12 protein-coding genes and 1 other annotated feature are annotated in these 13,834 nt (G+C 42.1%); of the genes, 5 read left to right on the forward strand and 7 right to left on the reverse strand.

Going from position 1 to position 13,834, the window contains the following annotated elements:
- Positions 1-81: 81 nt before the first annotated feature.
- Together CUS_RS14890 and CUS_RS14895 are read right to left on the reverse strand one after the other, a co-directional pair.
- Positions 82-711, reverse strand: coding sequence for a hypothetical protein (locus CUS_RS14890; RefSeq protein WP_002852340.1), 630 nt, complete (start codon positions 709-711; stop codon positions 82-84).
- A 161-nt stretch (positions 712-872) separates the two neighbouring features.
- Positions 873-1,328, reverse strand: coding sequence for a hypothetical protein (locus CUS_RS14895; RefSeq protein ID WP_157769541.1), 456 nt, complete (start codon positions 1,326-1,328; stop codon positions 873-875).
- Between the two features lie 154 nt (positions 1,329-1,482).
- Here CUS_RS14895 and CUS_RS18830 point away from each other — a divergent pair, with 154 nt between their 5' ends.
- The 4 genes from CUS_RS18830 to CUS_RS14915 all read left to right on the forward strand — a co-directional run bounded on the left by CUS_RS18830 (position 1,483) and on the right by CUS_RS14915 (position 5,165).
- Entirely contained in the window at positions 1,483-1,995 is a 513-nt protein-coding gene (locus CUS_RS18830) for a DUF3916 domain-containing protein (protein ID WP_050792245.1), read from the forward strand.
- A 22-nt stretch (positions 1,996-2,017) separates the two neighbouring features.
- Entirely contained in the window at positions 2,018-3,025 is a 1,008-nt protein-coding gene (locus CUS_RS18835) for a DUF6892 domain-containing protein (RefSeq protein WP_002852176.1), read from the forward strand.
- A gap of 41 nt (positions 3,026-3,066) precedes the next feature.
- Positions 3,067-3,456: a hypothetical protein gene (locus CUS_RS14910; RefSeq protein WP_002852199.1), complete on the forward strand. Its 390-nt coding sequence runs from the start codon at positions 3,067-3,069 to the stop codon at positions 3,454-3,456.
- 200 nt (positions 3,457-3,656) lie between these two features.
- Positions 3,657-5,165 carry an SMI1/KNR4 family protein gene (locus CUS_RS14915; protein WP_002851997.1) on the forward strand — a complete coding sequence of 503 codons (1,509 nt, stop codon included), beginning with the start codon at positions 3,657-3,659 and terminating at the stop codon, positions 5,163-5,165.
- Positions 5,166-6,072: 907 nt separating this feature from the next.
- Here the strand turns inward: CUS_RS14915 and trpA are convergent.
- From trpA to trpE, 5 genes are read right to left on the reverse strand one after another with little or no spacing between them, the layout of a single operon-like run.
- A complete protein-coding gene (gene trpA / locus CUS_RS14920; RefSeq protein ID WP_002852100.1) occupies positions 6,073-6,864 on the reverse strand; it encodes a tryptophan synthase subunit alpha in 792 nt (263 codons plus the stop codon).
- Positions 6,854-8,044 carry a tryptophan synthase subunit beta gene (gene trpB, locus CUS_RS14925; RefSeq protein ID WP_002852303.1) on the reverse strand — a complete coding sequence of 397 codons (1,191 nt, stop codon included), beginning with the start codon at positions 8,042-8,044 and terminating at the stop codon, positions 6,854-6,856. The genes trpA and trpB overlap by 11 nt, the downstream gene beginning before the upstream one ends.
- 11 nt (positions 8,045-8,055) lie before the next feature.
- A complete protein-coding gene (gene trpC, locus CUS_RS14930) occupies positions 8,056-8,844 on the reverse strand; it encodes an indole-3-glycerol phosphate synthase TrpC (protein WP_002852267.1) in 789 nt (262 codons plus the stop codon).
- Positions 8,845-8,848: 4 nt separating this feature from the next.
- Positions 8,849-10,483: a bifunctional anthranilate synthase component II/anthranilate phosphoribosyltransferase gene (locus CUS_RS14935; protein ID WP_002851981.1), complete on the reverse strand. Its 1,635-nt coding sequence runs from the start codon at positions 10,481-10,483 to the stop codon at positions 8,849-8,851.
- A gap of 20 nt (positions 10,484-10,503) precedes the next feature.
- On the reverse strand, positions 10,504-11,979 hold the full coding sequence (trpE, locus tag CUS_RS14940; RefSeq protein WP_002852358.1) for an anthranilate synthase component I: 1,476 nt from the start codon (positions 11,977-11,979) through the stop codon (positions 10,504-10,506).
- A 79-nt stretch (positions 11,980-12,058) separates the two neighbouring features.
- Positions 12,059-12,317: a binding site (T-box leader), on the reverse strand.
- Between the two features lie 186 nt (positions 12,318-12,503).
- On the opposite strand from trpE, the gene CUS_RS14945 reads away from it, so the two are divergent.
- Entirely contained in the window at positions 12,504-13,823 is a 1,320-nt protein-coding gene (locus CUS_RS14945; protein ID WP_002852357.1) for an AI-2E family transporter, read from the forward strand.
- The last annotated feature ends 11 nt before the right edge of the window (positions 13,824-13,834 follow it).

The following is a 13,834-nucleotide window of genomic DNA, read 5'->3' on the forward strand; positions in this document are numbered from 1 at the left end:
ATGCTTGGTCTTTTTGTCATCTGTACCAGCTTACGACGCTTGAGTAAATGTTCGCATCCGACTTACGCTTACACTGATATATCACGGATATTTACATTCTATAACACAATCAGGAAAACGTTCTTTAAGATAATTGAGGACTTCATCACTTGGTTTTACACAGAAGCTGACATATTCCAGCTGTGTAAAGTTCTTGTAATTATCCACATTACAATAATCAGCATATATTTCATCGCCTGATAATGCTGAACTGACATCTACGCCGCTTTCATAGATATGGATATCGTCCAGCGTCAGATATTCTAAATCAGAGTGTGCGCGGCTTATATCAGCAACAGAAATTAGAAGTCGGGTATGGTTTCTTGCACAATAAACGTCGCTGTCTGACATATAAAATACAACTTTAGCAGCATCTTTTATGATGAGAGCAACATCGTAGTTCCGGTATTTCTCATCATTGGCGACTATTTGTTTGCAATTAGTGTAGATGTTATTTATAGTATCGAACAGGTGGTCGTTGCCTGTTGAATGCTCAAAAGTGATCTCAATGGTATGATCTTTATTATCTATTTTGGCACTGTCAAAGTCAATTTCGAAAATATAACTGATATTACCAATAAATATCTTTCGCTCCAGTGAGTTATATCTTATAAAGAAAAAAGCTGTAAATGCTGACAGTATAACTGCCAGTACCTTCAATTTCTTTTTCATTTTGCGCTCCTATTTCTTTCGGATATACGGTTAATGTCAGCTGTACCAGCTACCTAAAAATTCACCGATAAATACTATATTTTCTTTTTATTGGGGTCATTTAGATCATATCGTGAGTTTTTGATCTTTATTTTTGTATCCCAACCTGTGATGTGTCATTGTCATTTACTATTATCAAACATTGAATCTGACTGCAATTTCTCAAGATACTCTTTCAAATAACAACTTGCATCTTCGTCTTCTTCAATTACACCGTTTAAATATTCGTACATATCGGCATCGTCTTCAGAATATGTTCCTAAAGTAATGATCCTGTTGTATTTTTGGATCCTACATATTTTCATATTGCTGAGTTCATAAACAGTTACGTTTTGAGTGTTACACAAAAGAATAATATCATCATCAGGTGTATAATCATGCACCGCAACATCAAAACAACATTTTTGATTTATTAGTCTTGTTTTATGAAACAAAGTTGTATCGGTTGAGATAATAAATTCATCTCCGACTTCTGCTATAACTGTTCGTGTATTCTCTTCCTCAATCTTTTCACGGTGATAGTTGATAAGGTAACTGATAAAGCCCGAATTTACGCTGAAATGTTCCTTGACAGTCAAACTGAAAAGTGCTATAATCAAGGGGAGCGGAAGGCAGCCGTTCCTGCCGAATCCATATCCTACAGAAAGAATGAGAGTTATGTTGAATGTAAAGCCTTATTACGCTCCGCAGAATAATTATTGATAGAAAAAATGATATGAAAGGTTAACGTCTATGTATTACGGAAAATCAAGGGGACAAAGGAGAAAATTTAAAAGACTATTGGAAAATATTGCTGAGATAGAGCCATATCAAGATATTGACGAAATAAATGAATGGGGATTTGAACATTTTCATGTGCCCGGCTCTGTATGGTTGGATATGCCAAAAACTTCGTCGAAGATAAAAACATTGTTTTGTAAAGCGTGGATAAGAAAAACAGAAGAAATACTCAAGGCAAAACCTGATGGATTGAAATTCTGCAAGGTTGTTTGCTTTTTATGTATTCCTGATCTATTTTGTTCCCAGATCATCATTTTTTATGGTCGGAAGTATTACGATTCTTTTTGGGATCGGCATAATGAATATCAGGATTGGTCGAGAATTACTAATGGTTCGTCACTTGCCAAAGAAAGAAATATTCATACAGATCTAAAAGAAGCAGGATTTAAAGAGACGATCCATGATGAGGATGAAACATATAATTCTTATCTTTGGTTTTATGGTGAATTGAGCGACAATATATAGCAGCAGTGAGAGGTATGAAAATATGAATTGTATAGATGTGTTAGATAACGCAGTAAGTATAAATGGACGGGTTCTGGAATTTCCGATGTCTTATGATGAAATAAAGGAACTGTTAGGAGAGGCGAGGATAGTTACAGATGGAGATGATGAAGCAGTTCATATAACTTACTATTATGATGAGCTAGGAATGGAATTTGAGGGGTCTCCGTCATATCTGAGTAATCTCAAAAGAAAGAAGGCTTATAAGGATAATGACCATAATATTGTTGGATTAACACTGTATGTGACCGGAGATAATGTATATGATTTTAAGAATGGAAAAAGTGAAAAGAATTACGTTGGAAATCTGACTGTTTTGGGAAAACAGATAGATAAAGAAGAAACATGGAAAAGTATATTGGGATATGGATATCAACCGCTTCTTGATCCCGGCAGTAAGGAGGAAAGAAATATTCAGGTTTCGACAACAATTTATACTGAAGATCAAGGTGCGTTTTATGATGGGGAGCGTCTTTTAAAAGACGTGATTATTACCTTTGAACCTGAGAGACCCAAATGTGAAGTGGATTATGATATTAAGAGCCCAATTGAAAAGTGCCTGGTGTTTGATACCTTTAATTTTAAATTGGCAGTTATAAATGAATTGATGTACAACCAAGAAGTTTTGAAACCATATTTTGATATTTATGATTATATGGCATATAAGAAGGCGCATTGGAATCTCGAAACAGATAAAAATATAAGAGCCGCGGTAAAATACTTTAAGGAACTGCCGATCCCGTCAAGGCTTGCAGATCATGTGACTGAAATAAATATGGATGGTTCAGACGAAATATATATGAACATTGCACCGGAATGGGATGGCAGAGATGAAAGATTTGATTTTAACAGTCTTTCTGAGGCTGAGCTTAAGCAATTTAAAAATTTGAAAAAGATACTTATATTTGGCAATGAAAAGGATGCGGCAAAATTACGAAAGATCTGCGATCCGTTAGGGATCATTGTCGAGCCGTTGTCTGCCATTGAGTAGAATGAAGTCTATTCCGGGATAATTAACTAAGGAGAACGGAAATGTATGAAAAACTAAAGGAACTTGAAGTAGAATTGGAGGGTGAGGAATACACCAACGGTGGAATTAGCTTTTATTTTGGATGCGATCTTATTCCAACAACCGAATCGATAAAGGAAATCCTCATTAAGAATAAAGTATTAGGAAAAGATGATAATGTTGAGTTAGTGAATATTGAGGACTGTGTATCAGATTTTGAGTCAATAAGTGGTGAATGGCATTTCAGCGAGCAGATGAAGAAAAGATTTCTGGACATTCTCGAAAAAGCAGATGCGTATTACGGTATTACAGCAGATGGATCATATGCATCTTGGGGATATTCGTGGAGTACTTGCAGAGTTATTAAAAAGGACGATCAACTTGTGCTTTTGGAATTCTATATAACTGATTAATGGAGTCGCAGTCGTTGTTATAGAATCCTGATTTTGATGTGTTTGAGAATTCGGATCACATTATAGAATTGGTTGCAGAGAGAAGAAACTGGAGCAAAGTACCTATTATTGAGGAAAGGTGCAGCAATGCAGATGTTATATTAAGGAAAATCGGAAGATAACGATGGGTTAAACAAATCGTGGCATATAAGGAGGTCAAAATGAAGAAACAGATCCCAAGTGAGGAAGAATTAAAGAAATACAGTCATAAGAAGATGACGCTGCCTTTGATGGAACACGCTTCTGATGATGTGAAGGAAGCTGTGTGGAAGCTCGTCAAAAGGTTATCGACTTATGCACGCACACCGGGTACGGTGGCAGATTATAAGAAAATGGCAGTGTTCGCCGAAAATGATGCGATCGTCGATGTTGTCCTGGACACACTAAAGGATATGAAATATCCTTTTAAAAACACGGACTTTATACCGGATAGCTCGGGTTATTATTATTTGATCGCACTGATATCACAAAGTATGCATAGAAGAGATGAAACGATAAAGCTCTTTAATGAACTTGTTGACTATGCGATAGATATCAAATCAGACAGTGCGCTTCCGCTTGCGAGAAATATGGATGTTTTGTCGAAGGAATATCCGGATCTGGCGGATCTGTTTGAAAAAGCAAGAATCATCTATAAAATTGATGCAATAGACAGCATTAAGACATGGGTGCCGATAAAGATAAACAGGATTTACCGGGGTTATATAAGTGCGGATAGAGTAGAAGCAGAATATATAAATGTTGAAAACCCTCAGGACGGTAAGGTGTTTGTCGAAGTGGATGAAAAAGAGTATGTCGTCAGGGTAGTGGAAAAGGGGAAAGATATTTTCACGAAAAAATTCAAGCACTACAGCTATGACATGATCGTGTATGCGGTAGTCAGGGATGTTTTGCTTAAGAAGCATATGGAGGAAATGCAGATCGACGATATGACCGATGCAGGAGTAGTCGAAGCCATGAGAAACGATCTTAAGCAATTGTACAGTGAGAACGAGATTTCGGCAAATAATAAGGAATTTGATTATATTATGGACGGGCATGAAACATACAATAATACTGCTTTGCCTCAGGATGTCCGGGACTATCTGGAAGAAATCTATAATGATCCAGACCTGAAGGATGCATTTTACTTCGATTGTGATATAGAAATCTATGACGAGGCAGGGGTGAAGGATATGGAGGAAGATACATCCTGGTTTGATGATATGATGGGACCCGGTGAATGCAGTTATAAGAATATTAAGCCTTTTGCCCGTGATGGTGTGGGTGGATTATGGGCAGTACTGGATGATGAAAAGATCGGATATATCGGTACAGAGGGGGAATGCGGGATCATAGCCCGAAATATAAATGAGTTTATGAATATATTAGCGGTATACAGAGGATATATAGATGATCTATGTGGTGTCGATATATTAAGATCCGAGGAAGCTTTTTTGAAGGTGTTTAAAGAGGAACGTGATTCGGATTACAACAAGGAATTTAACGGATTCATAAGGAAGCATCATTTTACGAAAAATCCAAAGAGATTATATGAGTATCTGATAAAAGGAGTCACGATGAAACCGTTCTTTCAGGTTACTGCTACTGACGATGAATATGTTGATTCCCGTTCAATACTTGGAGGGGGTGACGGACAGGAGATGCTGGAGTCGCTTATAAAGTTGTAATATCAACAATTAAATTTAACGAAAATGAGAGGACTACTGCATATGCAGTAGAATATGCAGTAAACTCTTTGGTTTTCTTTAAAAAAGAAAGCCGAAAGAGCAATAAAACAAATGACGGTTTTAATGTGGTCAAACTTAGGGATAATAGTTCATCTGATTGCACATAATAATGCTGCTTGCTAGACTCGCAGAAGGCAAAACAACCGATACAGATATGATTGTCGAAAATATCAGAAAAAACGTCGATGAATTGAAAAATTACACCGAAGATGACAACAAAAAAAGCATGTATCCTGACAGTATCCAAAAAAGTACAGACTCAAAGATATAAAACTCATCGCTGAGATGATAACAGCCTACGGATATAACCTACCTTAAGAAGTGTATCATATCCTCGACATCAAATAAGCATATTTTAAGAATTCCAATGATGATCAGCATATTCCACTGAAACAAAATAACAAGAAAACGAAAAAACGCTTCTCTGTTTTATTAGCTTTATATCTTTTCACCTCTAAACATAAAGGCGATGTGCAGAAACACATCGCCTTTGTTTAATTTATCTTACAGAACAGTTTCCAAACCCAGTAATTGATACTGACTCAGAACCCTTACTAGCTTTAGCGCTAATCCTGTATACATTAGTACCACAGTACATACTCATACTATTTCTCGGTCCATTATAACCTCCGGTCCAAAGGACTTGTCCTCGGCTTCCATAAAACCTAAGATAGGTAGTAATAAAACTATTTCCTCCAATGCCAGAAAAAGTCACGCCAACGATGATTGTAGAAATAGATATAATCATCAATAAGTTGTTTCGCTTCAGCAAATGTCTTGATCTTAGGGAGGCTTTTTTGTCATTGTACGTTTTTTATGGTTCGGTTCATAGCTGTCCGTTTTTTACTTATGAATCAAGCGCTTCTCTTACGCTCTTTACAAATTCGCCAACAGGCTGAATGCTGTCCTTGCCATATTTTTCGACAATATTCACGATAGCCGAACCGATGATACAGCCGTCGCAGTAGGAAGCCATTTTCTTAGCCTGTTCGCCGTTCGATATTCCGAAACCGATGCAGGCTGGGCAGTAATTGCCCTCTTTGAGCGGTGCGAGCAGTTTATCAAAGTCAGTGCTTATCTCGCTTCTTGTACCTGTAACACCCAGTGAAGAAACGATGTAGAGAAATCCCTTTGATTCCTCTGCTATCATCTTAACACGCTCTTTTGAAGTAGGTGCTACAAGATAAATGCTTCTGACACCTGTCTTTTCTGCGTATTCCTTGACTTCATCGCGCTCTTCAAAAGGCATATCGGGAATAATAACGCCGTCTATCTGCACCTTTTTGCAGTTGTCAAAGAATTTCTCTGTGCCGTAGCGGAACACTGTGTTTATATACATCATCAGAAGTATCGGCTTATCTGTGGTATCACGCAGACGGCTTAACATTTCAAATATCTGGTCGAGGTTGGTGTTGTGTTTCAGCGACCTCAGCGATGCCCTCTGAATAGTGCCGCCCTCAGCTATCGGGTCGGAGAAAGGCACACCTATCTCAACAAGGTCAGCGCCGCTGTCAAACATTTCAGTAACAAGATTTTCGGTCGTTGCGAGGTCGGGGTCACCTGCTGTAACGAAAGTAACAAGCGCCTTTCTGCCCTCGGCTTTAAGTGCTTCAAAGCACGCATCTATCCTATTTTTCATCTAACTCAACTCCTCTGTATCTTGCTATCGAATAAACGTCCTTGTCGCCTCTGCCAGAAAGGTTTATAACAACTATCTGGTCTTTATCCATTTCGGGGATCATCCTCATTGCTGCTGCGACAGCATGTGCGGACTCGATGGCAGGTATTATGCCTTCGGTCTTTGAGAGATACTCAAACGCATTGACTGCTTCTTCATCGGTTATGCTGTAATAATCAGCCCTGCCGATCGAATGCAGATAAGCGTGTTCAGGACCTATACCCGGATAGTCAAGACCAGCCGAGATGGAATAAACTTCATCGATCTGACCATACTCGTTCTGTAAGAACAGTGACTTCATACCATGAAAGATGCCTAAGTCACCCATAGCGACCGTTGCCGCATGGTCGGGTGTGTCGATGCCTCTGCCTGCGGCTTCCGCACCTATAAGACGAACTTCTTTGTTTTCGATGAAGTCATAGAAAGCGCCCATTGCGTTGGAACCGCCACCCACACATGCGACCACTGCATCAGGCAGTCTGCCTTCACGTTCCATGATCTGAGCTTTTATCTCTTCGCTGATTATCTTCTGGAAATCGCGTACCATTGTGGGATATGGGTGAGGTCCCATAACAGAACCTATGCAGTAGAAAGTGGTGTCGATATTTGAGCACCAGTCGCGGAAAGCCTCGTTTATAGCATCTTTCAGAGTAGCTGTTCCGCTGTTGACTCCTGTCACCTTAGCGCCCAGCAAATTCATTCTGTAAACGTTCAGCGACTGTCTTTCCATGTCGGTAGAACCCATGTAGATTTCACATTCAAGCCCCATCAGTGCGCATACAGTGGCAGTAGCAACACCATGCTGACCCGCACCTGTTTCAGCTATTATACGCTTTTTTCCCATCTTCTTTGCCAGCAAAAGCTGACCCAGCACGTTGTTTATCTTGTGTGCGCCTGTGTGGTTGAGATCTTCGCGCTTGATGTATACCTTTGCGCCGCCCAGATCTTTGGTCATCTTCTCGGCATAATACAGCATCGAAGGTCTGTTGGCATAATCGCGGTAAAGTTCTGCAAGTTCAGCTTTGAACTGCGGGTCGTCCTTGTATTTATCGTAAGCCGCTTCCAGTTCATGGACAGCAGTCATAACTGTTTCGGGGATATACTGTCCGCCGAAATCACCGAAACGTCCTATCTTGCTCATTTATTTTCCTCCTAAATATCTTTTCTGAGTTCTTTCAGCTTATCTGTTATGCTTTCGCTCCTCATAAGCGTTTCACCGATAAGCACTGCATCAGCCCCAAGACTGCGAACCATTTTCATGTCGTCATTGGTCTTTATGCCGCTTTCCGAAACGAAGACTGCGCCGTCGGGAGCATAAGGCTTTAGCTTCTGCACTGTGTCAAGGCTGACCTCAAAGGTCTTTAAATTGCGGTTGTTGACACCTATCACCATGCCCTCGCGTTCGAGAGCATACTCCTGCATCTCTTCAACGGTGTGCATCTCGCCCAGCACGCTCAGCCCCAGAGTTTTAGCCAGTTTGTAAAGCCTTTCAAAGTCAGGCAGTTCAAGCACCGCCGCTATCAGCAGCACAGCGTCCGCACCCAGAGCGGCAGCCTCGAATATCTGGTATTCATCGAAGATGAAATCCTTACGCAGTATCGGTATGCTGACCGCCTTGCGTATATCCGCAAGAAACTGCGAACTGCCCTGAAAATAATGCTCTTCCGTCAGGCAGCTTATGGCATTTGCGCCTGCGGCTTCGTATTCCTTTGCAAAGTCCACAGGGCGAAAGTCCTCGCGTATCAGTCCCTTGCTGGGCGATGCTTTTTTTACCTCGCAAATGCAGGATAGTGTATCTTTTTTGAGTGCTTCTGCCAGCGAAAGGGGAGTGCGCTCCGTCAGCTGTATCTCAGCCCTGCGCCGCATTTTGCTGAGCGGGCATTTCTCCTGCTCTCGTTTAAGCTGTATCCTGCGCTGTGCAACTATATCATCTAATATCATAGCATCAACCTCTGTTGGTGAACTCTATCAGCTTGTTCAGCTGTTCAAGTGCCGCACCGCTATCGATGGCTTCGCGTGCAAGTCTTACGCCTGCCTCGATGTTGTCAGCCTTGCCGCTGACATACAGCGCCGCACCTGCGTTGAAGAGAACTATATCGCGCTTTGCACCCTGTATCTCGCCGTTCAGTATACCGAGCGTTATTGCGGCATTTTCCAGTGCATCTCCGCCGACGATATCCTTCTTCTTTGCGGTGGTAAGTCCTACATCTTCGGGTGTGAGGGTAAATTTGTATATCTCACCGTTGTTTATCTCAGCTATCATTGTCGGCGCAGAGATAGAGATCTCGTCAAGACCGTCAGTTCCATAAACCACCAGCGAATGCTTTACGCCGAGATTTTTCAGAACATTGGCAACTATGTCTATCAGCCTTTCCTCGTACACACCTATTACATTATACTCCGCATTTGCAGGATTTGCAAGAGGTCCGAGTATATTGAACACAGTTCTTATGCCGCTCTGCGCTCTTACAGGGCCAACGAAACGCATCGCTTTGTGGTAACTCTGTGCAAACAGGAAGCATACGCCTACTTCGTCGATGCAGGCGGCGGCTTTTTCAGGTGTAGAAGCTATCTTCACGCCCAGCGCTTCAAGCACATCAGCAGCACCGCTTCTCGATGAAACGCTTCTGTTGCCGTGTTTTGCAACAGCCTGACCGACAGCAGATATAACAAATGAAGATGTGGTCGAAATATTGAAACTTTTAGCCATATCTCCGCCTGTACCGACTATTTCAAGCACTTCGCTGTTGTGCGGTACTCTCGCCATCTTATCACGCATGCCCTCAGCACAGCCTGTTATCTCGTCGATAGTTTCAACATTCATTCTCATTGCTGTCAGGAGTGCAGCAGTCTGTGCATTGGTCGCTCTGTCGCCCATGATTATATCGATCGCCGCGCGTGCCTCATCACGGGTGAGGTGCTGACCGTCCACAACTTTGGCAATGTAAGGTTTCAGTTCGGTACGTTCAGCATCAGGGATAACATTTATCTCAGCTGATGCTGTGTCTATGCCCGCCATTCTCAGGAAGTTTGCCAGTATAACAGAACCGTATTCGGTAAGAATGCTTTCTGGGTGGAACTGGAGTCCGTAAGTCATATGTTCCTTGTGCTTCAGCGCCATTATCTGACCCTTATCGTCTGTGCCTATTATTTCAAGGCAGTCGGGCAGAGTTTCTTTCTCAGCTATCAGAGAATGGTATCTCGCCGCAGATATTTTGTTTTTCAGTCCTTTGAAGATGGGCTGTGTGTTGTCGATGTCAATATCGGTCTGTTTGCCGTGAAGCTGTTCTGCGGCGTGTATTATCCTTCCGCCGAACGCTTCCGCTATCGACTGGTGACCAAGACATACGCCAAGTATCGGTATCTTTCCGCTGAAAGCTCTTATCGCCTCCACCGAGATGCCTGCATCTTTCGGATAGCAGGGACCCGGCGAGATGACAAGCGCCTGCGGGCTCAGCTTTTCGATCTCGTCAATGGTTATCTCATCGTTTCGTACCACCCTTATATCGGAGTTAAGCACACCGATCGCCTGATAAAGGTTATATGTGAAGCTATCGTAATTATCTATAAGAAGTATCATGATCTTTTCCTCCCCCGCTGTCAGAGTTTAGCTGCTTCCTTGACCGCATTGATAACAGCCAGTGCCTTGTTGCAGCTTTCCTCATACTCGTTTTCGGGAACAGAGTCTGCAACGACTCCGCCGCCTGCCTGAACGTAAGCCTTGTCATTCTTGAAAAGCACAGTCCTTATGGCTATGCAGGTATCCAGTGAACCGTCAAAGGCAAGATAGCCGACTGTTCCGCCATACAGACACCTTTTGGTTGTTTCCATCTCGTCGATTATCTCCATCGCCCTTACTTTAGGCGCACCCGAAAGTGTACCTGCGGGCAGAACTGCCATAAGTGCATCAAGTGGTTTCTTGTCAGCTTTCAGCTTGCCTTTGACATTTGAAACTATGTGCATGACCTTTGAATATCTCTCGATCACCATCAGGTCAGTGACTTCGACACTGCCAAATTCGCTGACTTTGCCGATATCATTTCTGCCAAGATCCACAAGCATAGTATGTTCGGCACGTTCCTTTGGGTCGTTTATGAGCTGCTGCTCGTTAGCAAGGTCTTCATCGTGTGTTTCGCCGCGCTTTATTGTGCCTGCGATAGGTCTTGTGACAACAGTGCCGTTCTCAACGCTCACCAGCATTTCGGGTGAAGCACCTGCAAATGCGTAGTCTGCATGCTTGAAATAGAACAGATACGGTGATGGATTTGTGCTTCTGAGCATTCTGTAAACATCAAAGCTGTCAGGCGGGTTGTCTATCTCAAAGCGCTGTGATGGAACTATCTGGAAAATGTCGCCGTCAGCGATATACTCCTTTGCCTTTCTGACATTTGCCATGTACTGATCTTTTGATATATTTGACCTGACCTCAAATTCTTCGGGCATGGGCTTTCTCTTTCTTATTTCGGGCTGATAGCTTTTCAGTGCAACGACTATATCCAGCGCAGTCTGTTCACATGCTGCATATTTTTCATCTATATCATCGCTTGCGTTGATGTTCAGTATTATTACAGCCTTATTGCTGAGGTGATCGTAAGCCACCAGCTTTTCAAACATGAACAGGTCTGCATCGGGCATGTTAAGGTCATCGTGTGGGATATTGGTCAGCTTTTTCTCGAAATATCTCACCATATCGTAAGCGAAATATCCCATCAGACCGCCTGTCAGCTTTGGGTAGTTGTTAAATCTTGGCGAACGGTGTTCCTCGATTATATTTGAAAGGAACTCTATCGGGTCATCAAGTTTCTGTGTGACTGGTGCTTTGCCTGCCTGCTTGATGGTCATAACATGGTCACGCAGTTCATATTCAGCCTTAGGGTCAATGCCAACATAGGAATAGCGCCCCCACTTGTCTTTGTTGTCCACCGATTCAAGTATAAAACAGTCTTCATACAGTTCGTGCAGGCAGTTGAATAGCTGGATAGGCGTGTAGTTGTCCATCAGCAGTTCGTAGAATACAGGGACAGTTTTGTAATCTTTCAAGTGCTTTCTGACGTCTTCAAGTTTTGGATACAGCATAATGTTTTCCTCCTTGGAATCGTTATCCCTAAGCAAAAATGGCAATAAAAAAAGCCCTATCAACACATGATCTTCAAGATCATGGGACGATAGAACCGTGGTGCCACCCATTTTCCCGACATAAAAGTCGGCTCAGTAAGGTACGCACTATCAGGCATAAGCCGTCAAGATCAATACCCCTCCACACTAACGTAGGGAACACGGCGGGAGATACTCGTAAAACTTTCGCTCCGCTCCTCACAAATCCATTCACTGCATGCCCTCGTACTGTCTCACACCGACCGACAGCTCTCTGAAACTACCTCATACAGCTACTTACTTTTGCTCACAGGATTTCAAATATCAAATTTTCTGTTTTACAGTATATTACATTTTCCCTGTTTTGTCAATAGGATTTTTTAAAGCCTAACTGTTAATTTTTCGTGAACAGGTAAACTCTATCGAAAAATATTTGTAAACCCTTGCAATTAAATGAAATATGAGTTATAATATATAGCAATACAAAGATAAAGAAAGGACAAACCATGAGATTTTATGCAAATAAAAAATATCAGACCATAGCAGTATATGCTGCTGCTGTTATAGCAGTGAACGTTTTGCTGGTGCTGGCTCTTTTCAATTTCGGAGAGATCTTTGACAGCATCAAGAACTTTTTTACAGTGATGGAACCTGTTACATGGGGGCTTGTTATTGCTTTCCTGACAAATCCTATCATGGAAAAGACAAGTGCGCTTTTACGAAAGTTTTATAAGACGGATGAACAGCGAACAAAGCGCAAAGGGTTCATCAAGATCATTTCGGTCATAATAACCGAACTCCTTTTTCTTGGCGTTATGACAGGTCTGGTCGCTATAGTAGTCCCCGAACTCATCAAGTCGGTGATGGAGATATTTGACAATACGGGTTCTATAGTTGCGAGTGTACAGAAATGGATAAACAAGTTCCTGCGTAATTATCCATCACTTGAACAGGCAGCCACTAAATGGCTGAGCGATTTCAACACAGATCTTGGCACCATATACGATAATGTAAAGCCAATGCTTGAGAATATCCTTACAGGCGCATGGGGCGTAGTTACAGTAGTTAAGAATTTCCTGCTGGGTCTGATAGTTTCTGTATATATGCTTTGCAGCAAGGAAAAACTGCTGGCGCAGATAAAGAAGATAATCATATCCATCACCAAAAAGCGTACCTGCCAGAAGATAATGTCTGTTTGTTCGCAGGCAAATACTGTATTTTCAGGTTTTATCACAGGCAAACTGATCGACTCAACTATAATCGGTCTTATCTGTTTTATAGGTCTGACGATCATGGGTATGCCATATTCTACGATGATAAGCGTTCTTATAGGTGTTACGAATATCATACCGTTTTTCGGTCCGCTGATAGGCGCTGTGCCTACCTCTTTGCTGATACTTCTGTTAGAACCTAAAAAGTGCATAATTTTTGTAATATTCATTATAGTGCTCCAGCAGTTTGACGGCAACATCTTAGGTCCGAAGATACTGGGCGATTCCACCGGTCTTCCGGGCTTCTGGGTCCTCATCTCGCTCCTTGTTTTCGGCGGTCTGTTCGGCTTTGTTGGAATGGTAATGGCAGTACCGACTTCGGCACTGGCTTACAGCTTCCTGCGCAGTTCTGTGGAAGAAAAACTCAGACGCAAAAATCTGCCCGTTTCGACCGATTATTATATGGACGATGTGGCACATCTCTATCAGAAACCGCCCGAGCGCACACCACTTTCGGCTGAACAGCTGATTAAGCTGGATATTCCCTCTATAAACGAGGCAAACGAGGTATCTTACGAAGAACAGCAGGAGGCTCTCAGGCAGCGGGAAAACTAATAAATACTATA

Origin of the sequence: Hominimerdicola alba 8, from assembly GCF_000178155.2 — a bacterium.
GTDB classification, from domain to species: Bacteria; Bacillota; Clostridia; order Oscillospirales; family Ruminococcaceae; genus Hominimerdicola; species Hominimerdicola alba_C.

What these genes read in the sequence shown, in the direction of transcription:
- CUS_RS14890 (WP_002852340.1), bottom strand. Translation starts at nt 711, where the DNA reads ATGAAAAAGAAATTGAAGGTACTGGCAGTTATACTGTCAGCATTTACA.
- CUS_RS18830 (WP_050792245.1), top strand. Translation starts at nt 1,483, where the DNA reads ATGTATTACGGAAAATCAAGGGGACAAAGGAGAAAATTTAAAAGACTA.
- CUS_RS18835 (WP_002852176.1), top strand. Translation starts at nt 2,018, where the DNA reads ATGAATTGTATAGATGTGTTAGATAACGCAGTAAGTATAAATGGACGG.
- CUS_RS14910 (WP_002852199.1), top strand. Translation starts at nt 3,067, where the DNA reads ATGTATGAAAAACTAAAGGAACTTGAAGTAGAATTGGAGGGTGAGGAA.
- CUS_RS14915 (WP_002851997.1), top strand. Translation starts at nt 3,657, where the DNA reads ATGAAGAAACAGATCCCAAGTGAGGAAGAATTAAAGAAATACAGTCAT.
- trpA (WP_002852100.1), bottom strand. Translation starts at nt 6,864, where the DNA reads ATGAAAAATAGGATAGATGCGTGCTTTGAAGCACTTAAAGCCGAGGGC.
- trpB (WP_002852303.1), bottom strand. Translation starts at nt 8,044, where the DNA reads ATGAGCAAGATAGGACGTTTCGGTGATTTCGGCGGACAGTATATCCCC.
- trpC (WP_002852267.1), bottom strand. Translation starts at nt 8,844, where the DNA reads ATGATATTAGATGATATAGTTGCACAGCGCAGGATACAGCTTAAACGA.
- CUS_RS14935 (WP_002851981.1), bottom strand. Translation starts at nt 10,483, where the DNA reads ATGATACTTCTTATAGATAATTACGATAGCTTCACATATAACCTTTAT.
- trpE (WP_002852358.1), bottom strand. Translation starts at nt 11,979, where the DNA reads ATGCTGTATCCAAAACTTGAAGACGTCAGAAAGCACTTGAAAGATTAC.
- CUS_RS14945 (WP_002852357.1), top strand. Translation starts at nt 12,504, where the DNA reads ATGAGATTTTATGCAAATAAAAAATATCAGACCATAGCAGTATATGCT.